General features: G+C 61.7%; 24 protein-coding genes. 16 read left to right on the forward strand and 8 right to left on the reverse strand.

The features are described from left to right. Positions 1 to 15: 15 nt before the first annotated feature. The 3 genes from HU750_RS23805 to pdeM all read left to right on the forward strand — a co-directional run bounded on the left by HU750_RS23805 (position 16) and on the right by pdeM (position 4,302). Positions 16 to 1,131, forward strand: a complete 1,116-nt coding sequence (locus tag HU750_RS23805) for a succinylglutamate desuccinylase/aspartoacylase family protein (RefSeq protein ID WP_027594211.1) — start codon at positions 16 to 18, stop codon at positions 1,129 to 1,131. A gap of 67 nt (positions 1,132 to 1,198) precedes the next feature. Then, entirely contained in the window at positions 1,199 to 3,652 is a 2,454-nt protein-coding gene (locus tag HU750_RS23810; protein WP_186682749.1) for a ligase-associated DNA damage response DEXH box helicase, read from the forward strand. Beyond that, on the forward strand, positions 3,649 to 4,302 hold the full coding sequence (gene pdeM, locus HU750_RS23815; protein WP_027594209.1) for a ligase-associated DNA damage response endonuclease PdeM: 654 nt from the start codon (positions 3,649 to 3,651) through the stop codon (positions 4,300 to 4,302). Before HU750_RS23810 ends, pdeM begins: the two co-directional genes overlap by 4 nt. Positions 4,303 to 4,314: 12 nt before the next feature. On the opposite strand, the gene HU750_RS23820 is transcribed toward pdeM, so the two are convergent. Together HU750_RS23820 and dcd are read right to left on the reverse strand one after the other, a co-directional pair. Beyond that, entirely contained in the window at positions 4,315 to 4,542 is a 228-nt protein-coding gene (locus tag HU750_RS23820) for a hypothetical protein (protein ID WP_099455137.1), read from the reverse strand. 95 nt (positions 4,543 to 4,637) lie between these two features. Continuing rightward, complete coding sequence (gene dcd, locus HU750_RS23825) at positions 4,638 to 5,204, reverse strand: dCTP deaminase (protein WP_012313046.1); 567 nt, start codon at positions 5,202 to 5,204, stop codon at positions 4,638 to 4,640. A 340-nt stretch (positions 5,205 to 5,544) separates the two neighbouring features. Between dcd and HU750_RS23830 the strand changes: the two genes are divergently transcribed. Beyond that, positions 5,545 to 5,754, forward strand: a complete 210-nt coding sequence (locus HU750_RS23830; protein WP_027594207.1) for a cold-shock protein — start codon at positions 5,545 to 5,547, stop codon at positions 5,752 to 5,754. Between the two features lie 142 nt (positions 5,755 to 5,896). Here the strand turns inward: HU750_RS23830 and apbC are convergent, their stop codons facing one another. Beyond that, entirely contained in the window at positions 5,897 to 6,991 is a 1,095-nt protein-coding gene (gene apbC, locus HU750_RS23835) for an iron-sulfur cluster carrier protein ApbC (protein ID WP_027594206.1), read from the reverse strand. Positions 6,992 to 7,149: 158 nt separating this feature from the next. Here apbC and metG point away from each other — a divergent pair, with 158 nt between their 5' ends. The 7 genes from metG to HU750_RS23870 all read left to right on the forward strand — a co-directional run bounded on the left by metG (position 7,150) and on the right by HU750_RS23870 (position 12,830). After that, positions 7,150 to 9,189 carry a methionine--tRNA ligase gene (gene metG / locus HU750_RS23840; protein WP_027594205.1) on the forward strand — a complete coding sequence of 680 codons (2,040 nt, stop codon included), beginning with the start codon at positions 7,150 to 7,152 and terminating at the stop codon, positions 9,187 to 9,189. A gap of 87 nt (positions 9,190 to 9,276) precedes the next feature. Continuing rightward, a complete protein-coding gene (locus HU750_RS23845) occupies positions 9,277 to 9,825 on the forward strand; it encodes an Rnf-Nqr domain containing protein (protein ID WP_186682751.1) in 549 nt (182 codons plus the stop codon). Beyond that, positions 9,822 to 10,805, forward strand: coding sequence for an RnfABCDGE type electron transport complex subunit D (locus HU750_RS23850; RefSeq protein WP_225935670.1), 984 nt, complete (start codon positions 9,822 to 9,824; stop codon positions 10,803 to 10,805). Before HU750_RS23845 ends, HU750_RS23850 begins: the two co-directional genes overlap by 4 nt. Further along, entirely contained in the window at positions 10,802 to 11,401 is a 600-nt protein-coding gene (locus tag HU750_RS23855; protein ID WP_186682753.1) for an RnfABCDGE type electron transport complex subunit G, read from the forward strand. Before HU750_RS23850 ends, HU750_RS23855 begins: the two co-directional genes overlap by 4 nt. Further along, positions 11,394 to 11,906 carry an Rnf-Nqr domain containing protein gene (locus tag HU750_RS23860; RefSeq protein WP_186682755.1) on the forward strand — a complete coding sequence of 171 codons (513 nt, stop codon included), beginning with the start codon at positions 11,394 to 11,396 and terminating at the stop codon, positions 11,904 to 11,906. The genes HU750_RS23855 and HU750_RS23860 overlap by 8 nt, the downstream gene beginning before the upstream one ends. 4 nt (positions 11,907 to 11,910) lie before the next feature. Further along, positions 11,911 to 12,549, forward strand: a complete 639-nt coding sequence (nth, locus tag HU750_RS23865; RefSeq protein WP_027594200.1) for an endonuclease III — start codon at positions 11,911 to 11,913, stop codon at positions 12,547 to 12,549. 104 nt (positions 12,550 to 12,653) lie between these two features. Beyond that, positions 12,654 to 12,830, forward strand: coding sequence for a PA3496 family putative envelope integrity protein (locus HU750_RS23870; protein ID WP_027594199.1), 177 nt, complete (start codon positions 12,654 to 12,656; stop codon positions 12,828 to 12,830). A 43-nt stretch (positions 12,831 to 12,873) separates the two neighbouring features. On the opposite strand, the gene HU750_RS23875 is transcribed toward HU750_RS23870, so the two are convergent. Beyond that, on the reverse strand, positions 12,874 to 13,500 hold the full coding sequence (locus HU750_RS23875) for a response regulator transcription factor (protein ID WP_027594198.1): 627 nt from the start codon (positions 13,498 to 13,500) through the stop codon (positions 12,874 to 12,876). Positions 13,501 to 13,867: 367 nt separating this feature from the next. Here HU750_RS23875 and HU750_RS23880 point away from each other — a divergent pair, with 367 nt between their 5' ends. Continuing rightward, positions 13,868 to 14,302: a hypothetical protein gene (locus HU750_RS23880; RefSeq protein WP_186682757.1), complete on the forward strand. Its 435-nt coding sequence runs from the start codon at positions 13,868 to 13,870 to the stop codon at positions 14,300 to 14,302. 69 nt (positions 14,303 to 14,371) lie between these two features. Here the strand turns inward: HU750_RS23880 and HU750_RS23885 are convergent, their stop codons facing one another. Beyond that, on the reverse strand, positions 14,372 to 15,589 hold the full coding sequence (locus HU750_RS23885) for an argininosuccinate synthase (protein ID WP_027594196.1): 1,218 nt from the start codon (positions 15,587 to 15,589) through the stop codon (positions 14,372 to 14,374). Positions 15,590 to 15,884: 295 nt separating this feature from the next. Continuing rightward, complete coding sequence (locus HU750_RS23890) at positions 15,885 to 16,841, reverse strand: OmpA family protein (RefSeq protein WP_186682760.1); 957 nt, start codon at positions 16,839 to 16,841, stop codon at positions 15,885 to 15,887. Between the two features lie 130 nt (positions 16,842 to 16,971). Between HU750_RS23890 and pyrC the strand changes: the two genes are divergently transcribed. After that, complete coding sequence (gene pyrC / locus HU750_RS23895; RefSeq protein WP_186682762.1) at positions 16,972 to 18,018, forward strand: dihydroorotase; 1,047 nt, start codon at positions 16,972 to 16,974, stop codon at positions 18,016 to 18,018. A 59-nt stretch (positions 18,019 to 18,077) separates the two neighbouring features. After that, complete coding sequence (gene rnt, locus HU750_RS23900; RefSeq protein WP_371097688.1) at positions 18,078 to 18,689, forward strand: ribonuclease T; 612 nt, start codon at positions 18,078 to 18,080, stop codon at positions 18,687 to 18,689. A gap of 85 nt (positions 18,690 to 18,774) precedes the next feature. Here rnt and HU750_RS23905 read toward each other — a convergent pair whose 3' ends face one another. Beyond that, a complete protein-coding gene (locus HU750_RS23905) occupies positions 18,775 to 19,377 on the reverse strand; it encodes a peroxiredoxin (protein WP_027594192.1) in 603 nt (200 codons plus the stop codon). Positions 19,378 to 19,587: 210 nt separating this feature from the next. Between HU750_RS23905 and HU750_RS23910 the strand changes: the two genes are divergently transcribed. Together HU750_RS23910 and bfr are read left to right on the forward strand one after the other, a co-directional pair. Then, positions 19,588 to 19,806, forward strand: a complete 219-nt coding sequence (locus HU750_RS23910; RefSeq protein WP_099455144.1) for a bacterioferritin-associated ferredoxin — start codon at positions 19,588 to 19,590, stop codon at positions 19,804 to 19,806. Positions 19,807 to 20,007: 201 nt separating this feature from the next. Then, positions 20,008 to 20,481 (forward strand): bacterioferritin, encoded by a 474-nt coding sequence (bfr, locus tag HU750_RS23915; protein WP_027594191.1) that lies wholly within the window; start codon positions 20,008 to 20,010, stop codon positions 20,479 to 20,481. Positions 20,482 to 20,537: 56 nt separating this feature from the next. Here bfr and grxD read toward each other — a convergent pair whose 3' ends face one another. Next, positions 20,538 to 20,873: a Grx4 family monothiol glutaredoxin gene (gene grxD / locus HU750_RS23920; RefSeq protein WP_012313029.1), complete on the reverse strand. Its 336-nt coding sequence runs from the start codon at positions 20,871 to 20,873 to the stop codon at positions 20,538 to 20,540. Between the last annotated feature and the right edge of the window lie 39 nt (positions 20,874 to 20,912).

Genomic DNA, 20,912 nt, shown 5'->3' on the forward strand with positions numbered 1-20,912 from the left:
GTAGCCAGGACTACCATGCACCATTCGACCCACGACCTGCTTTCTCCCGTACCGGGCATTTCACGCCAACTGCACAGCTTTCACTTTGGCCCACGCGGTGGCGGCAAGGTGTACATCCAGGCCTCGCTGCATGCCGACGAACTGCCCGGTATGCTGGTGGCCTGGCACCTCAAGCGCAGGCTGGCCGAGCTGGAACAACAGGGCCGTCTGCAGCGGGAAATCATCCTGGTGCCGGTGGCCAACCCGGTCGGTCTCGAACAGGTGCTGCTGGACGCCCCGTTGGGGCGCTTCGAACTGCAGAGTGGCGAGAATTTCAATCGCAACTTCGTCGACCTGTCCGATTCCATCGGCGATCAGATCGAAGAGCACCTGACTCAGGACGCCGCACACAACGTCGCCTTGATCCGCGAATACCTGCGCCGCGGGCTGGACGCCCACCCCGCACGCACCCCACTCCAGGCCCAACGCCTAATCTTGCAACGCCTGGCTTGCGACGCCGACCTGATACTCGACCTGCACTGCGACTTCGAAGCCGTCGAGCACCTGTACACGACGCCCGATGCCTGGCCACAGATCGAGCCACTGGCCCGCTACCTGGGCGCCCAGGCGAGCCTGCTGGCCACTGACTCAGGCGGCCAATCGTTCGATGAATGCTTCAGCCTGGTCTGGTGGCAGTTGCAGCAACGCTTTGGCAAGCGCTTCCCGATTCCGCTGGGCTGTTGCTCGGTCACTGTCGAATTGCGCGGCCAGGCGGATGTGAGCCATGACCTGGCCGGCAAAGACTGCCAGGCGATCCTCGACTTCCTGACCCACAACGGCGTCATCGAAGGCACCTGCGCCCCCCTTCCTCCACTGCCCCGCGCGGCCACGCCCCTGGCGGCCGTAGAGCCCGTTTCGACGCCGCTTGGCGGGTTGCTGGTGTACCACGCGCGCCCAGGCCAGCACCTGCAAGCCGACCAGTTGATCGCCGAAGTCATCGACCCGCTCAACGACCGGGTGACTGCGGTGCGCAACAGCCAACCCGGCCTGCTGTACGCCCGTAGCGTGCGCCGCATGGCGACGGCAGGCATGGTCATCGCCCATGTGGCGGGCGAGCAGGTGTGCCGCAGCGGCTACCTGCTGGGGAACTGATCCGGTAAAACCAATGCCCCTGGCGGGCGGTCAGTAGAAGCACAGCCTTCGAAGGATCACCCGCCCCATGGCCGCCTCCACCGACCTCGCCAACGCCTGGTTCGCCCTGCGCGGCTGGAAACCCTTCGCCTTTCAGCGCCGTGTCTGGGCGGCCGTCGAACGCGGCGAGTCCGGGCTGTTGCACGCCAGTACCGGCGCCGGCAAAACCTACGCCGTCTGGCTGGCAGCCCTGCGCGCGTTCGCCGTTGCCAGCTCAGCCCGCCAGCCGGCCCCCTTGCAGGTGCTGTGGGTGACGCCCATGCGCGCCTTGGCCGCCGACACCGCGCGTGCCTTGCAAGCGCCGCTCGATGAGCTGGGCCTGAACTGGAGCGTGGGCGTGCGCAGTGGCGACACTGGCAGCGCCGAACGCGCGCGACAGGCCCGGCGCCTGCCCAGCGTGTTGATTACTACCCCCGAGAGCCTGACCCTGCTGCTGACCCGGGCACAGGCCCGTGACGACTTCGCCAACCTGCGCCTGGTGGTGGTGGATGAATGGCATGAGCTGCTGGGTAACAAGCGTGGCGTGCAATTGCAACTGGCCCTGGCACGCCTGCGCCACTGGCACCCGCCGCTGCTGACCTGGGGCCTCTCGGCCACCCTCGGCAACCTGCAGCACGCACGCGACGTGCTGTTGCCAGGCGATGGGTTGCTGGTGCAAGGCCGGCAAGACAAGCAACTGCAGGTCGATACCCTGCTGCCCGACGCGATCGAGCGGTTCCCCTGGGCAGGGCACATGGGCTTGAAGATGCTCGATCAGGTCAGCCGGGAGCTCGACAGCAGCGCCAGCAGCCTGGTCTTCACCAACACCCGCGCCCAGGCCGAACTGTGGTACCAGGCGCTGCTCGAGGCACGCCCCGACTGGGCCGGCCTGATCGCCCTGCACCACGCTTCGTTGTCCCGCGACACCCGCGACTGGGTCGAGCGAAACTTGAAGCAAGGTACGCTTAAAGCCGTCATCTGCACCTCCAGCCTGGACCTGGGCGTGGATTTCCTGCCCGTGGAGCGGGTGCTGCAGATCGGCTCGGCCAAAGGCATCGCCCGCCTGATGCAGCGCGCCGGTCGCTCTGGGCACGCACCGGGGCGCCCCTCGCGGGTTACCTTGGTGCCCACCCACAGCCTGGAATTGGTGGAGGCCGCTGCGGCCCGGCATGCCCTGCTCGCCGGGCAGATCGAGGCCCGCCGCTCACCACAGCTGTGTATGGATGTGCTGGTGCAACACCTGGTCAGCATGGCCTTGGGCAGTGGCTTTCGCCCCGAGCAGTTGCTGGCCGAGGTACGCAGCACCTGGGCCTTCCGCGCGTTGCGCGACAGCCAGTGGCAGTGGGCGCTGGACTTCGTCTGCCACGGCGGCAACTCGCTCAGCGCCTACCCTGACTACCAACGTGTCGAACCCCACGCCGACGGGGTCTGGCGGGTTGCCAGCGAGCGCCTGGCACGGCGCCACCGCATGGGCATCGGCACCATCGTCAGCGAGGCCAGCCTGCAGCTCAAGTACTGGAGCAAAGGCGGCGGTGGCAAGTCGCTGGGCAGTGTCGAGGAAGCGTTCATCGCCCGCCTGCGGCCCGGTGATAGCCTGGTCTTCGCAGGGCGCGTGCTGGAACTGGTGCGCGTCGAGAACATGACCGCCTACGTCCGCCGCAGCACCTCGCGCAAGGCCGCTGTGGCCCGCTGGAATGGCGGGCGCATGCCGCTGTCCAGCGAACTGGCCGATGCCCTGGTCGAACAACTCGATGCCGCCGCCCACCAGCGTTACGAAGGCCCGGAAATGCGCGCCGTGCGCCCATTGCTGGCCTTGCAGGCAAGCTGGTCTGCACTGCCGACTACCCGCACGCTGCTGGCCGAAACGTTAAAATCTCGCCAAGGCTCGCACCTTTTTCTGTACCCGTTCGCCGGGCGCATGGCCAACCTCGGCTTGGCCAACCTGATTGCCTGGCGGGTCAGCCAGGTGCAACCGCTTTCGGTCTCAATTGCGGTCAGTGACTATGGCTTTGAGTTGCTCAGCCCAAGCGCCGTGGACTGGGCCAGGCATTTGCCCAGCGCGCTCTCGACCGAGCACCTGCTGGAGGATGTACTGGCCAGCCTGAATGCAGGCGAGATGGCGCTAAGGCGCTTTCGCGAGATCGCCCAGATCGCCGGCCTGGTGTTTGGCGGCTACCCGGCGGCGCAAAAGAGCACCCGGCAGATCCAGGCGTCGAGCGGGCTGTTCTACGAGGTGTTTCGCAAGCACGATGCCGACAACCTGCTGCTGGGCCAGGCACGGGACGAAGTATTGCGCGAAGAACTGGAAATCGAGCGGTTGCACCGGCAGTTGGCGAAGCTGGGCCAACTGCAGCTGGACCTGCGTGAATTACGCCGCCCAGGGCCACTGGCCTTTACCCTGCTGGTGGAAGGCATGCGCGAAACCTTGAGCACAGAAAAACTCGCAGACCGCATTGCGCGGATGGTGGCAGACCTGGAAAAAGTGGCGGGTAACAACGCATGAATGATCACCTGGCCATCGAGCACTGCGGCGAAACCCTGTGGTTACTGCCGGACAAAGCGCTGTACTGGCCTGCCCGCCGGGCCCTGCTGGTAGCGGATGTGCATATTGGCAAAGCTGCCAGCTATCGCGCCCTGCATCAGCCCGTGCCGCGGGGCACAACCGAGGCCACCTTGGCGCGCCTAGACCAACTGCTGACAAGCCATGAGTGCCAGATGCTGATCATTTTGGGCGATTTCCTGCATGCCAAAACCGCGCGCGCACCGGCAACGCTGGCCAAGCTGCAAACATGGCGGGAACGGCATGCCGGACTGCGCATCGTGCTGGTGCTTGGCAACCATGATCGCCACGCGGGCGACCCACCGCATTCGCTGGACATCGAGGTGGTCGAAGAACCATGGCTATTGGCACCTTTCGCCTTGCAGCACGAGCCTGTCGCTCACCCTCAGCACCCGGTGCTGGCGGGCCACGTCCACCCGGTGTTCGTGTTGCAAGGGCGGGCCAGACAACGTCTGCGCCTGCCCTGCTTCCTGATGGGTGACGCGATCAGCTTGCTACCGGCCTTCGGTGAATTCACCGGTGGCTGGCGCGTGCAACCCGACGCCGAAAACCGCGTGTTTCTGGCCGGCGCCGGGCGGGTATGGGCGCTCTAAAGCAGCGCCCACTCAGGCGACGGGCGCGGGAGGTGGTTCGTCGGGCAAGGTCGGCTCACCGGGCTCCATGGGCTGCGTTTCACCCGGCTGCGGCGGTTGTGGGGTATCGGGATCAGGCTGGTGAGGCACGCCGCCTGCCTGCATTGGCAGCGGATGCGCCAGCAGTGACCATGGCAACATACCGACCTGGTTAGGCTGCAGGCCAGCCAGCTTGGCACTGATTGCGGGATGGAGTTTCATTGGCAGCTCCTGACGAGAGCCGACACGCATCGTGCACATCGGCAAGTTACTCGTTGGAGTACCAAATGCGCGGGGAATTCCCCGCGCTCGTCGGCTCAGGTGCGTGGCAGGGTGACGCCGCGCTGGCCCTGGTACTTGCCGCCTCGGTCCTTGTAGGACACTTCGCACTCTTCGTCGGACTCGAGGAAAAGCATCTGCGCCACACCCTCGTTGGCATAGATTTTTGCCGGCAAGGTGGTGGTGTTGGAGAATTCCAGGGTCACGTGGCCTTCCCACTCGGGTTCAAGCGGGGTGACGTTGACGATGATGCCGCAGCGCGCATAGGTGCTTTTGCCCAGGCAAATGGTCAGCACGTTGCGTGGAATGCGGAAATACTCCACGGTGCGGGCCAGGGCGAAGGAGTTTGGCGGGATGATGCAGACGTCGCTCTTGACGTCGACGAAGCTGCCGGCGTCGAAGTTTTTCGGGTCGACGGTGGCCGAGTTGATGTTGGTGAACACCTTGAATTCGTCGGCGCAACGTACGTCGTAGCCGTAGCTGGAGACGCCGAAAGAGATGACACGGCTGTCGTGCTCGCCGCGCACCTGGCGCTCGACGAACGGTTCGATCATGCCGTGTTCCTGCGCCATGCGGCGAATCCACTTGTCCGATTTGATGCTCATGGCGGGGGTGTCCTGAAGAGTTGCGAGGTGAAAATCGTGAGGCGCATCTTACCGGTCCCAGCGCCCTCTTCAAAGTTCCATCCTGCATTCTTGCTACAATCCCCGCCAGGCGGGGCCTACAGCTGCCACCGATCTGAATTTCAGTAAAGCGGCCTCTGGCCATTGGCAGGTTGCGGAAAGTGGGTTAAGGTGACGCCACTGTGCTGCACGTGACACCGAGAATCTCTAGTTTGACGCACGATCCTGATCGGCCCATATCTGAATTTTCTGCTCTCTTTGCACTCAGTCCCGGGCAGGGTTTTTCCTGACCGTAATCAACTTTGTCCAAGGAGACAGAAACATGTCCAATCGCCAAAACGGTGTTGTTAAGTGGTTCAACGACGAGAAAGGCTACGGCTTCATCACCCCTCAGTCGGGTGACGACCTGTTCGTGCACTTCAAAGCCATCCAAGCTGACGGCTTCAAAACCCTGAAAGAAGGCCAGGCTGTTACTTTCGTCGCTACCCGCGGCCAGAAAGGCATGCAGGCTGAAGAAGTTCAGATCGCCTAAGTCGATCTCAGCTTTCTAGCTTTCAAAAAAACCCGCCTTCTGGCGGGTTTTTTTATGCCTGGCTGAAACCGGTGCTGGCTTCTTCACGGGGAAACCCGCTCCTACAGGCCTGAGGTGTACCTGTAGGAGGGGGTTTCTCAGGTCAATCCTCGCTGATGGTGATGCTCGGCATCGCCGGCGCTGCGGCTTCCTGCAGCACGATCCGCGCACCGACCTGGCGGGCCAGCTCCTGATACACCATGGCGATCTGGCTTTCCGGCTCGGCAATTGCCGTCGGCTTGCCACTGTCGGCCTGTTCGCGGATCAGCATCGACAACGGCAGCGAGGCCAGCAGGTCGACACCGTACTGGGCTGCCAGCTTCTCACCGCCGCCTTCGCCGAACAGGTGCTCGGCATGGCCGCAGTTGGAGCAGATGTGCACGGCCATGTTCTCGACCACGCCCAGCACCGGGATATTGACCTTGCGGAACATCTCCACGCCCTTCTTGGCGTCCAGCAGGGCGAGGTCCTGCGGGGTGGTGACGATCACCGAGCCCGCCACCGGCACTTTCTGCGCCAGGGTCAGCTGAATGTCGCCGGTGCCTGGCGGCATGTCGATGACCAGGTAATCAAGGTCATCCCAGGCGGTCTGGGTCACCAACTGCAACAGCGCACCCGACACCATCGGGCCACGCCACACCATTGGCGTGTTGTCGTCGGTGAGAAACGCCATGGACATGACTTCTACACCGTGCGCCTTGATCGGCACGAACCACTTCTGATCGCGAATCTGTGGCCGGGTGCCTTCTGCGATGCCGAACATCACGCCCTGGCTAGGGCCATAGATATCCGCGTCGAGAATGCCGACCCGGGCGCCTTCACGGGCCAGGGCCAAAGCCAGGTTGGCAGCAGTGGTCGACTTGCCGACGCCCCCCTTGCCCGAGGCCACGGCGATGATGTTCTTGACGTTGGCCATGGCCGGCACCTGGGCCTGGGCCTTGTGCGCTGCGACCACGCAGTCGATCGACACCTGGGCGCTGCTGACGCCGTCAAGGTTGCCGATCGCGGTCTGCAGCACCTGGGCCCAACCGTTCTTGAACAACCCAGCGGCATACCCCAGTTGCAACTGCACACTGACCTGCCCGCCCTGTATATCCACGGCGCGCACGCAGCCGGCGCTGACCGGATCCTGGTTCAGGTAGGGGTCGGTGTACTGGCGAAGCACGCCTTCGACGGCGGCACGGGTGACGGCACTCATGGAGACTCCCATTGGCAAACTGAATGTAAAACAGGCGCCTATCCTAACCCGTCAATCGTCAGCAGGTGCGTCTGTGGGGTGAAATATCTTCGCCAGCCCTTTATAGTGGCCGATCACCCTCATTTTTACCCCGTAGCCAGATAAGTAGCCGAGCCACCATGTCCGAGCCACGTCAGATTCTCGTCACCAGCGCCCTGCCCTATGCCAATGGATCGATCCACCTTGGCCATATGCTCGAGTACATCCAGACAGACATGTGGGTCCGCTTCCAGAAACTACGCGGCAACCAGTGCATTTATGTCTGCGCCGATGACGCCCACGGTTCGGCCATCATGCTGCGCGCCGAGAAGGAAGGAATCACCCCCGAGCAGTTGATTGCCAATGTCCAGGCCGAGCACAGCGGCGACTTTGCTGACTTCCTGGTGGATTTCGACAACTTCCACTCGACCCACAGCGAAGAAAACCGCGAGCTGTCCAGCCTGATCTACACGCGCCTGCGTGACGCCGGCCACATTGCCACCCGTTCGGTGACCCAGTACTTCGACCCCGAAAAGGGCATGTTCCTGGCCGACCGCTTCATCAAGGGCACCTGCCCCAAGTGCGCGGCCGAAGACCAGTACGGCGACAACTGCGAGAAGTGCGGCGCAACCTACGCCCCGACCGAGTTGAAGAACCCCAAGTCGGCCATCTCCGGTGCCACCCCGGTACTGCGTGATTCCCAGCACTTCTTCTTCAAGCTGCCTGATTTCCAGGCCATGCTGCAGCAGTGGACCCGTAGCGGCACCTTGCAGGATGCCGTCGCCAACAAGCTCGCCGAATGGCTGGACTCGGGCCTGCAAGAGTGGGACATCTCCCGCGATGCGCCGTATTTCGGCTTCGAGATCCCGGGCGAGCCGGGCAAATATTTCTACGTCTGGCTGGACGCGCCAATCGGCTACATGGCCAGCTTCAAGAACCTCTGCGCGCGCCGCCCAGAGCTGGATTTCGATGCTTTCTGGAAGGAAGACTCCAGCGCCGAGCTGTACCACTTCATCGGCAAGGACATCGTCAACTTCCACGCCCTGTTCTGGCCAGCCATGCTCGAAGGCGCGGGCTTCCGCAAGCCAACTGCGGTCAACGTGCACGGCTACCTGACCGTCAACGGCGCCAAGATGTCCAAGTCGCGCGGCACCTTCATCAAGGCCCGTACCTACCTGGATCACCTGCAGCCGGAATACCTGCGTTACTACTACGCGGCCAAGCTGGGCCGTGGCGTCGATGACCTGGACCTGAACCTGGAAGACTTCGTGCAGAAGGTCAACTCCGACCTGGTCGGCAAGGTGGTCAACATCGCCAGCCGTTGCGCAGGCTTCATTCACAAAGGCAACGACGGCGTGATGGTAGCCGGTGATGCCGCACCCGAGCTGACCGAAGCCTTCCTGGCAGCTGCGCCGTCCATCGCCGAAGCCTATGAGAGCCGTGACTTCGCCCGCGCGATGCGTGAAATCATGGCCCTGGCCGACCGCGCCAACGCCTGGATCGCCGACAAAGCGCCCTGGTCGTTGGCCAAGCAGGAAGGCAAGCAGGACGAAGTCCAGGCCATTTGCGCCCAAGGCATCAACCTGTTCCGCCAGTTGGTGATCTTCCTCAAGCCGGTACTGCCGGTGCTGGCTGCCGACGCCGAGGCCTTCCTCAATGTCGCGCCGCTGACCTGGAACGACCACCAGTCGCGCCTGGAAAACCACAGCCTGAATGCCTTCAAGGCACTGATGAGCCGTATCGAACCCGCCAAGGTCGAAGCCATGGTCGCTGCCAGCAAAGAAGACCTGCTGGCCGCCGAAGCCCAGGCGCCGGCAGGCAATGGCGAACTGGCCAAGGACCCGCTGTCGGCGGAAATCGAATTCGATACCTTTGCCGCCGTCGACCTGCGCGTGGCCCTGATCGTCAAGGCGGAGGCCGTACCCGGTGCCGACAAGCTGCTGCAACTGACGCTGGACATCGGTGACGAACGCCGCAACGTGTTCTCCGGCATCAAGTCGGCCTACCCCGACCCGTCCAAGCTGGAAGGCCGCCTGACCATGATGGTCGCCAACCTCAAGCCTCGGAAAATGCGCTTTGGCGTGTCGGAAGGCATGGTCATGGCTGCCGGCCCTGGCGGTGAAGAAATCTACCTGCTCAGCCCGGACAGTGGCGCCAAGCCAGGCCAACGCATCAAGTAAGCCCCCAGCCCCGGCCTCTGTGCCGGGGCTGTTCTATCACCCGCTGAATGCCGGACAATCGACACGATTCCCGGCTATCGTCATGTCATGAGTGACTACCTTCTGGTCCTGATCAGCGCCACCCTGATCAATCACCTGTGCCTGCAGCAACAGCCAATATCGTGGCTGCGCGTGCATGTGCTCGGCCTGGCCTGCGCCTTGTCCGTGGCACTCGCCATGATCGGCGCTCACCTGCTCAGGTGGCTGGTGCTCGACCCTTGGCAGCTCCACGACCTGAGCCTGTTCCTGTTGCTGCCCTGGTTGGCATTGCTGGCCTACGGCGTGCCATCGGCGCTGGCCAGGCTACGCGCCGACTGGCCCGTGGCAGACCTGCCTGCAGTGCTGCTGAGCAACGTCGCCGTGCTGGGGTTGGCCCTGGAGGAGACAAGCGCTGGCACGGCCTGGCTCGCGACGCTGAGCAAAGGTCTGCTGGCCGGCGTGGGCTTGTGGCTTGCGCTGGCCCTGTTCGCGGACCTGCGCCAGCGCAGCGCCCATGCCGACATACCTGTTGCCCTGCGTGGCCTGCCAGTCGAATTGCTCGGTGCGGGCATCATGGCCTTGGCATTTTCCGGTTTCAACGGACTTTTTGCGCAATGACCCCGACCAAGGCAAAGCCTGACCCACGCCTGCGTACCAGCATGGGCCTGGTGCTACTGGCCTGTGCCCCCGGTTTGCTAGCACTGCTGTGGGTGCAGGGCTGGGGGCTGCTGTGCAACCTGCTGCTGTGTGCCAGTGCAGCGTTGCTCTGCGAAGCGCTGCTATTGGCCCTGCGCGGCCAACCTGTAGGTGCGACGCTGAGCGACGGCAGTGCGCTGGTCACTGCGGTGCTGCTGGCGGCCGCCCTTCCTGCGCTGGCCCCTTGGTGGCTGCCCATGGTCGCTGCTGGGGTGGCGATCGGGGTTGGCAAACAGGCCTTCGGCGGTGTCGGCCGCAACCTGTTCAACCCAGCCATGGTGGGCTACGCCTTCGTACTGCTGAGTTTCCCGTTACAGATGAACCATTGGCCAGGGCACGCGCCTGGGTTGTTCGAGAGCCTGCAACAGGTAGTGGGCGGCGGCGAGCACATTGATGCCTGGGCACAACCGACAATACTCGACGGCCTGCGCCACAACCGCAGCCTGACCATCGATGAACTGTTCGCCAGCCACCCCGGGTTCGGCAGCATCGGTGGGCGCGGCAGCGAATGGGTCAACTTGGCGTTTCTGCTGGGCGGGTTGTTTCTGCTCCAGCGCAAAGTGTTCAGCTGGCACGCGCCAGTGGGTTTGCTGGCTGGCCTGTTGTTGTTCAGCCTGCTGGGCTGGAACGGCTCAGGCTCCGATTCCAACGGTTCGCCCTTGCTGCACCTGTTCTCTGGGTCGACCATGCTGGCGGCTTTTTTCATTGCCACCGAGCCTGTCTCCAGCCCCAAAAGCGAGTGGCCCAAGCTGCTGTTCGGCTTTGGCACAGGCCTGCTGATCTACCTGATCCGTACCTGGGGCAGTTACCCCGATGGCACGGCGTTCGCCATCCTGCTGATGAACCTCATGGTCCCCAGCCTTGAACGGCTGGCCTTGCGCCGCCAAGAGGCTGCCCGATGAAGCGCATCGCGCAGGCGGCAGTGTTGCTCGCGACAGCGGCGTTGGCCTTGTCGACGACGCTGATCTGGCGCACATGGACCACGCCCACTATCGGCGAAGCGGAAAAACAGCTGCAGAGCCGCCAGCGGCTGGCAGTGCTCCCCGAGGCCAGTTACGACAATCACCCATTGGATACCCCCCTGCCAACGCCCGACGCACAACTTGCGCACAGCCGCATCGTGTCGGCCTATCGGGCAACGCTGGCGGGCACACCTGCAGCGGTCGTACTGATCACCCAGGCCCAGGGCTATGCTGGGCCGATCGTCTTGACCATCGCCATCACGCCTGACGGGCGCCTGCTGGGCAGCCAGGTGGTCGAGCAGCAGGAAAGCCCCGGGCTCGGCGGGCGCCTTGCCGACCCGCAGGTGCACTGGCTGACGCAGTTTGCCAATCGCAGCCTGGGTGATCACTGGGCACTGAAGCGTGACCAAGGCGACTTCGACCAATTGGCAGGCGCAACAGTCACCTCGCGGGCAGTGATCGAGGCGCTGCAAGATGCCCTGCGCTACTTCGATGAGCATCGTCACGCACTCCTTGAGGGCTTCCCCCATGAATAGGGACTACGTGCTGGTCGCCGCCCTCGCCCCGCTGTTAGGGACGACGCAAACGCTGCCCATGGCGGCTGTCATGGGCGGGTGCGCGGTGTTGATGGTTGGCCTGCATCAAGCCTTGCTGATGCCATTGCGCAACCGCCTGCATGGGGCGGCCTACGTGCTGGCAAGCTTGCTGATACTCGCTGGCCTGGCCAGTTGCCTGCAATTGGCCCTGCGTGCCTGGCTGCTGCCCATGGCGCTGCTCTTGGGCCCGTACCCCGCCCTGTTGTGCCTGACGTGCCTGGCAATGGACCGGCTGCTGCCGGAAGCAGGTCGATGGCGCTCATTGCTACTGCACCTGGGTGGCCTGCTGGCTGCATACCTTGTGCTCGGCGCCTGTCGCCAAGGGCTGGGCGTGCAACTTGCCAACCTCGCCCCGGGCGCACTGCTACTGCTCGGACTGCTGTTGGCCCTGTACAATCACCTGCGTCCGGGCCCTGCCCACCCACGTCGTCAAGGAAAGCCCTGAGTCCATGAATGCCGCAAAACGCCTGGAGATCTTTCGCAGGCTGCACGAAGACAACCCTGACCCGAAAACGGAACTGGCCTACACCACGCCATTTGAGTTGCTTGTCGCCGTGACCCTTTCAGCGCAATCCACCGACGTAGGCGTCAACAAGGCCACCGCCCGGCTGTTCCCGGTCGCCAATACCCCGGAGGCCATCTACGCCCTGGGCGTCGAAGGGCTGAGCGAATACATCAAGACCATCGGGCTCTACAACAGCAAAGCCAAGAATGTGATCGAAGCCTGCCGGCTTTTGATCGAGCGCCATGGCAGCCAGGTGCCTGAAACCCGCGAAGCGCTGGAAGCACTGCCCGGTGTGGGCCGCAAAACGGCCAACGTGGTCCTCAACACGGCGTTCCGGCAGCCGACCATGGCGGTAGACACGCATATTTTCCGGGTCAGTAACCGCACCGGTATCGCACCCGGTAAAACCGTGCTGGAAGTCGAGAAGAAGCTGATCAAGTTCGTACCCAAGCCCTACCTGCTCGATGCCCACCACTGGCTCATCCTTCATGGGCGCTATGTATGCCAGGCGCGAAAGCCCCGCTGTGGGAGCTGCCGAATCGAAGACCTGTGCGAATACAAGCACAAGACGTCTGACGATTGAGCCGATAGTTAAAAACCACCCTGGGCGATTGAAAAAATCTTTTTTACCAGCGTCAGCTTTCTGGTTATAAGGACGGCCAACGGCCCCTTGGCTTGGAGCGACTCATGAGTGCTGATAAAGACGACCTGTCAATCGAAGATGATTTTGTTGCCGCAGATGATGAAGCGGAGCCCCAGGTAGAGACTGCAAAGACCAACCTCAGTAAACGTCGCACCATCGACAACCTGCTGGAAGAGCGACGCCTGCAGAAGCAACTGGCCGATTTCGACTACGACTTATAGACCCTTGCAAAGCCTCCCAGCGGGAGGCTTTGCAGCGCAGCGGTCAGTTCAACCCGTGGCGCTGTGCCAGCTCGATCAGGTCTACCAGCGACCGGGCGTTGAGCTTGAGCAGCAAACGGGACTTGTAGGTGCTGACAGTCTTGTTGCTGAGGAACATGCTGTCGGCAATTTCCTTATTCGAGCGCCCGCGCGACAGCTGCTGCAAGACGGTCATCTCCCGGGCCGAGAGACGGTTGACCATGTCCGTCTCGCTGCCACCACTGCCCCTGCCTCGCGAGGCATGCAAGGCCTGATTAGGGAAATAGCTGTAGCCTGACAACACCGCCTTGATGGCGCTTAGCAGCTCGGTCAGCTCCTGCTGCTTGCACACATAACCCGCCGCACCCGCCTGCATGCAACGCATCGAGAAGTTCCCAGGTACCTGGGAGGTGAGCACCAGCACCTTGCTGCTGGGGCTGAATGCCGCCATGCGGGCGATGACCTCAAGGCCATCGAGCTTGGGAATCCCGATATCCAGCACCACGATATCCGGCAGGTGCTCACGCGTCAGTTGCAAGGCAGCCACGCCGTTATCGGTTTCCGCAACGACGTCATACCCATGCCGCTCCATCAGCATGCGCACGGCCAGGCGTATGACCGGATGGTCATCCACGATAAGGACTTTATTCATGTGATATCCATTCATTCATTATTTTTGCTGTGGCACGCCACGATAACCGACAGAACGCTTAATGGCGCGGCGATTTGTCAATGAAACTCATGAATAGACGAGCCCTACAACACTTACAGAAATTTCCTACACAAAACCCTGCAGCACGCTAATCGTGAGTATTCATGTCTCGCAAGAAACGTAGCACTGACCCAATCGACTGAACCAGTTGAAAACAAACTTCCGCGCGACGAATACTCCACTTTAAATGCGCGAAAAAATCAGACACCCGCTGTTACGCCAGCAAGGCACAGTCGGGAAACACTACAGCCTTTAGTTGAGCATAACAGTACGGTAATGATGAGCAAAACCGCAGGAGACAGCCATCATGCCCGACGTACAACCTGTCGCCCCGCTGACGATCATTGCTATCTTCGCGGGGATCATCGAAGCATCCGCCCTTGCAACGCTGCCGTTTCTCAGCGAATCCAGCCAGAGTCTCTATACCTGGTTTCTGGTCGGCTTTCCGTTTTTCCTTACAGCACTGTTCTTTCTAACCCTGAACTTCAATTACAAGTCGTTCTATAACCCTGCCATAAAAAAAGTAAAAACCGACCACCCAGAAACTGAATCGCCTGAACCTGTGACCGTTATCTTTACTGGCCCCGATGCACAACAAAGGCTGGAACAGCATATCCTCGTGGCACTCGCACACGCGCCTGAATCAACACGCACGTGGCAATTCCTTAATCTGGACAAGCGCCAATGCGCACGCCTGTCTATCAGTGCGCTCCAAGAGGACGTCGTCAATCACAGGGGTTGAGGCCAGTTGCATGACGCCGCAAAAAAAAACCCCGGCCTGAGCCGGGGTTCGTGCAACGCTTGCCAGTACTTAGAGCAGCGAACGGCCCTTGTTGGCGGCAATGCGCATGCGCAGTGCATTGAGCTTGATGAAGCCCGCAGCGTCGGCCTGGTTGTAGGCGCCGCCGTCTTCTTCGAAGGTCGCGATGTTGGCATCGAACAGCGAGTCGTCCGACTTGCGGCCGACAACGGTGACATTGCCCTTGTACAGCTTCAGGCGTACCACGCCGTTCACGTTGACCTGCGAAGCGTCGATCATCTGCTGCAGCATCACGCGCTCCGGGCTCCACCAGTAACCGGTGTAGATCAGGCTGGCATACTTCGGCATCAGCTCATCTTTCAGGTGAGCGACTTCGCGGTCCAGGGTGATCGACTCGATCGCACGGTGGGCGCGCAGCATGATGGTGCCGCCAGGGGTCTCGTAGCAGCCACGCGACTTCATGCCGACGTAACGGTTCTCGACGATGTCCAGACGGCCGATGCCGTTGGCACCACCGATGCGGTTCAGGTCAGCCAGGACGGTAGCCGGAGACTTCTCGACACCATCGATGGCAACGATGTCACCGTTGCGGTAGGTCAGTTCGATGTAGGTAGCCTGGTCCGGGGCGTTCTCCGGGGAGACGCTCCAGCGCCACATGTCTTCCTCGTGCTCGGTCCAGGTATCTTCCAGGACACCGCCTTCGTAGGAGATGTGCAGCAGGTTGGCGTCCATCGAGTACGGCGATTTCTTCTTGCCATGACGCTCGATCGGGATGCCGTGCTTCTCGGCGTAGTCCATCAGCTTCTCGCGGGACAGCAGGTCCCACTCACGCCATGGGGCGATGACCTTGACGCCCGGCTTGAGCGCGTAGGCACCCAGCTCGAAACGCACCTGGTCGTTGCCTTTGCCGGTCGCGCCATGGGAAATGGCGTCGGCGCCGGTTTCGTTGGCGATTTCGATCAGGCGCTTGGCGATCAGCGGACGGGCGATGGAGGTACCCAGCAGGTACTCGCCTTCGTAGACGGTGTTGGCGCGGAACATCGGGAACACGAAGTCACGCACAAATTCTTCGCGCAGGTCGTCGATGTAGATCTCTTTCACACCCATTGCCTGTGCCTTGGCACGGGCCGGCTCGACCTCTTCGCCCTGACCCAGGTCAGCGGTGAAGGTCACCACTTCGCAGTTGTAGGTATCCTGCAGCCACTTGAGAATCACCGAAGTATCAAGGCCGCCGGAATACGCCAGTACGACCTTATTTACGTCCGCCATGCCATCACTCCACGGGGTTGTACGGAAAGGGGTCGATTCTAACGGCGTTATGGAAAAATTTACAGTGGGGCGACAGCTTCTGACGACAAAGCGACAGTAATTGTCGAGGGCGCGACGTTGCCTGAATGGATGCTTGGGAGGTATTGCGGTCTGGGCATGCGGGGGCATGGCTTGAGAGGTGTAGCGCCTGTCAGATCGAGCGCCGCGCGGGCGGCGCTCGATCTCACAGGCGCTGAATATGCTGTGGCGAACCCCCAATGGCCCCGAAGCAATCACTTGCCATGCCCCCACGACCTCAGGGTAGCTTCGCCGCCGGCGCCACGGCAGCCGGGCTAGCTGGCGCCGGAGCAGCAGCTGGCACGGTTTGCTCAACCGGCTTCTCCACCGGTTTCTCAACCTCCGCAACCCGGCCCAGCTCGATACTCACCCGCCGATTGCGGGCCCGGTTAGCGGCATTGTTGTTCTTCGCCAATGGGTAACGCTCGCCATGGAAGCGCACGGTGATTTGAGCCTCGGGCACGCCATGGGCCTTGAAGTAGTCCGCCACGGCCATTGCCCTGCGGCGCGACAGGTCACGGTTGGTCAGGCGGTTTCCACTGTTGTCGGAGTGCCCATCGAGCTGGATGTGGTTAACCGTCGGGTCGGCTTTCATGTAATCCAGCACAACGTCCAGCCGGGACCGAGCCGAATCGTCCAGATCGATGCCGCCCCCCGGGAAGCCCACCTGCGTCTGCCTCACCTGGTCATAATTCATCGGCAGCAACTTGCTGGCACAGGCCTGGTAGTCACTGTAGGCCTTGGCGAAACTCACCGGCAGTACTCGCACCTCCATGGCCCGCCCCGCCTCACCGTTGTAGTTGCGCACCACCGTGCTGCGGCCATCGAGCAAACCATTGATCAGTCGGCCGGCCTGCCCCTGGGACGAGCTGAACAGCACGCCGCTACGCGCCATCCGCACCACACCCAGGTTGATATCACCACGCCCCGGCTGCCAAGGCGCCGCCGCGGCCAGCAACGTCGCAGACCCAGCCCCCAGCGCGTTACTGTGCGAACGCAGCTGGAACACCGGCAGCTCACCGGCCCGGCGCACGAACTCGCCACTGCCAAAACCGTCGATCGGCTGGATCAGGCGGCACTGGAACTGGTCGCCCTCGACTTGCCAGGCAATGTTCTCCATGCGCGTCTGGAAAGTCAGTGCACCGGCCGGCAGGCTGGCGAACAGGGTCAACAGGGCTAGGTAACGCTGGCGCACGGGCGGCTCCACAAATTCTGACGGCTTACCTGCAGGGTATCGGACGCCACCTGAAAAACTTGATAGCCGTGCTCGGCCCAGGGTTTTCCGGTAGCATTGGGCCTTGAGTTCGACCCGCCTGGAATCCCCAATGTCCGATCGCCTGACCCTCCTGCGTCCCGACGACTGGCACATCCATCTGCGCGATGGTGCCGTCCTGCCCCATACCGTTGGCGATGTGGCGCGTACCTTCGCCCGTGCCATCATCATGCCCAACCTCGTACCGCCGGTGCGCAATGCTGTCGAAGCTGGCGCCTACCGTGAGCGCATCCTTGCCGCGCGCCCGGCCGGCAGCCGCTTCGAACCGCTGATGGTGCTTTACCTCACCGACCGCACCAGCCCCGAGGACATCCGCGCGGCCAAGGCCAGCGGTATCGTGTACGCCGCCAAGCTGTACCCGGCCGGCGCCACGACAAACTCCGATTCAGGCGTGACCAGCATCGACAACATCTTCCCCGCTATCGAAGCGCTGGCCGACGTTGGTATGCCGCTGCTGGTGCACGGTGAAGTGACCCGCAGCGAGATCGACGTGTTCGATCGCGAGAAGCGCTTCATCGACGAGCACATGCGCCGTGTGGTCGAACGCTTCCCGACGCTCAAAGTGGTGTTCGAACACATCACCACCAGCGATGCCGCGCAGTTCGTCACCGAGGCCTCGGCCAACGTCGGTGCCACCATTACAGCCCAGCACCTGCTGTACAACCGCAACCACATGCTGGTTGGCGGCATCCGCCCGCACTTCTACTGCCTGCCGATCCTCAAGCGCAACACCCACCAGGTGGCGCTGCTGGATGCTGCCACCAGTGGCAGCCCGAAATTCTTCCTCGGCACCGACTCGGCCCCTCACGCCCGTCACGCCAAGGAAGCGGCCTGCGGTTGCGCCGGCTGCTACACCGCGTACGCGGCCATCGAGATGTACGCCGAAGCGTTCGAGCAGCGTAACGCGCTGGACAAACTCGAAGGCTTCGCCAGCTTGCACGGCCCGGCCTTCTATGGCCTGCCGGCGAACACCGACACTATCACCCTGGTCCGCGAAGAGTGGACTGCCCCTGAAAGCCTGCCGTTTGGCGAGCAGACCGTGATACCGCTGCGTGCCGGCGAGACGCTGCGCTGGCGCCTGCTGGAGGAAAACGCGTGAGCGAAGACCTCTACGAAGACGATCAGGACGGCCAGGCCGGCAGCGGCTCGCGCCACCCGATGGCTGAGCGCTTCCGTGGCTACCTGCCAGTGGTGGTGGATGTCGAGACCGGCGGCTTCAACAGCGCCACCGATGCCTTGCTGGAAATTGCCGCCGTCACCATCGGCATGGACGAGAAAGGCTTCCTGTTCCCCGAACACACCTACTTCCACCGGGTAGAGCCGTTCGAGGGGGCTAATATCGAGGCTGCCGCACTGGAGTTCACCGGCATCAAGCTGGACCACCCGCTGCGCATGGCAGTGAGTGAAGAAAGCGCGCTGACCGATATCTTCCGCGGCGTGCGCAAAGCGCTCAAGGCCAACGGCTGCAAGCGCGCAATCCTGGTCGGCCACAACAGCAGCTTCGACCTGGGCTTCCTCAATGCCGCGGTCAACCGCAACGACCTCAAGCGCAACCCCTTCCACCCGTTCTCCAGCTTCGACACCGCCACCCTGGCGGGCCTGGCGTATGGCCAGACCGTGCTGGCGCGGGCCTGCCAGAGTGCCGACATCGACTTTGACGGGCGTGAGGCGCATTCGGCGCGCTACGACACCGAGAAGACGGCCGAGCTGTTCTGCGGCATCGTCAACCGCTGGAAGGAAATGGGCGGCTGGCGCGATTTCAACGACTGAGTTGAGATATTGGGGCTGCTTTGCGGCCCCAAATGCAGGCACAAAAAAACCGGCCACGAGGGCCGGTTTTTTATGCGCTTGGCAATTACAGCTTGCCAGCGTTCTCGCTCAGGTATGCAGCAACGCCTTCTGGCGAAGCGTTCATGCCTTTGTCGCCTTTCTTCCAGTTGGCAGGGCAGACTTCGCCGTGCTCTTCGTGGAATTGCAGGGCGTCAACCAGACGCAGCAGCTCGTCCATGTTACGGCCCAGTGGCAGGTCGTTGATGATCTGCGAACGGACAACACCGTTGGTGTCGATCAGGAAGGCACCACGGAAGGCCACGCCACCTTCGGACTCGACGTCGTAGGCTTTGCAGATTTCGTGGGTCATGTCGGCAGCCAGGGTGTACTTCACCTGGCCGATGCCGCCGTTGTTGACCGGGGTGTTACGCCAGGCGTTGTGGGTGAAGTGCGAGTCGATCGAAACGCCGATCACTTCAACGTTGCGAGCCTGGAAGTCTGGGATGCGGTTGTCCAGGGCGATCAGCTCGGACGGGCAGACGAAGGTGAAGTCCAGCGGGTAGAAGAACACCAGGCCGTACTTGCCCTTGATGGCCGAGGCCAGGTTGAAGCTGTCGACGATTTCGCCAGTGCCCAGTACAGCGGGAACGGTGAAGTCGGGGGCTTGTTTACCAACGAGTACGCTCATTGTTATCTCCTGATGAGGGTGAAAAACCGTTTGCCGGGCCAGACGGGCTTGCCCGACATCCAACAAAGGCCGACCATCATACACGGCTTCTCATGACAGACCGAATCCAACCGCCGGTCGCTCAAGCACACCCCTCTCAGAAAGACTTTTGACAAGCATTCTCATTACCATTAAGCTCCAGACCATCTCAACCAGCGATGGTCCGACTTTATGTATGTGTGTCTTTGTGTCGGCGTGACCGACGGACAGATCCGCGATGCGATCTATGACGGATGCTGCAGCTACAAGGAAGTTCGAGCCGCGACCAACGTCGCCAGCCAATGCGGTAAATGTGCCTGCCTTGCCAAGCAAGTGGTCCGCGAGACCTTGACCGATCTTCAGGTCAGCCAGGCTGCCCTGCCCTATCCGGTAGAATTTACCGCCGCTTGAAACCCCCTATTTTGAAGAACCGGACCTAGCGTCCGGTTTTTTTATGCCCGCAATTCAATAACTTAGCACTCCAACGCGCTTCACAAACATTCTTATTCCTATTCATTTTCACTTATTATTCAATAACTTAGGTTTGACAGCCCTAAGTATCAGGCTCAAACTTCTCTGTATTGGCACACTTCTACAGGGCAGGAACCCGTCATGAAAGGCGACGTAAGCGTCATCCAGCATCTCAACAAGATCCTCGGAAACGAGCTGGTCGCGATCAACCAGTACTTCCTGCACGCACGCATGTACGAAGATTGGGGCCTGAACAAACTCGGCAAGCACGAGTACAAGGAATCCATCGACGAGATGAAGCACGCTGACAAACTGATCAAGCGTATTCTCTTCCTCGAAGGCATCCCGAACGTCCAGGACCTGGGCAAGCTGCTGATCGGCGAGCACACCAAAGAAATGCTCGAGTGCGACCTGAAGATCGAACAGAAAGGCCTGATCGACCTGAAAGCCGCCATCGCTCACTGTGAAACCGTTGGCGACTTCGGTTCGCGTGAAATGCTCGAAGACATCCTCGAGTCCGAGGAAGAGCACATCGATTGGCTGGAAACCCAGCTGAGCCTGATCGACAAGATCAGCATCGAGAACTACCTGCAGTCGCAGATGGGCGAAGAGTAAAATCCGGCCCATAAAAAAACCCGCCATGAGCGGGTTTTTTTATGGGCGTTCGAGGATCAGGCTTCAGAAGCCTTCGCCTTGGCAGCAGCATCCTTGATCAGGGTTTGCAGCTCACCGTTTTCAAACATTTCCAGCATGATGTCGCTACCGCCGACCAGCTCGCCTGCTACCCACAGTTGCGGGAATGTTGGCCAGTTGGCGTACTTGGGCAGGTTGGCGCGGATTTCCGGGTTCTGCAGGATGTCGACGTAGGCGAACTTCTCGCCACAACCCATCACAGCTTGCGATGCCTTGGCCGAGAACCCGCACTGCGGGGCATTCGGCGAGCCTTTCATGTAAAGCAGAATGGTGTTGTTGGCAATCTGCTCTTTGATCGTTTCGATGATATCCATGGAACACCTCGTCTGAACTTTCCGACTCGATGGTCGGCA

Origin of the sequence: Pseudomonas sp. SWRI50 (assembly GCF_014269095.1) — a bacterium.
GTDB classification, from domain to species: Bacteria; Pseudomonadota; Gammaproteobacteria; order Pseudomonadales; family Pseudomonadaceae; genus Aquipseudomonas; species Aquipseudomonas kermanshahensis.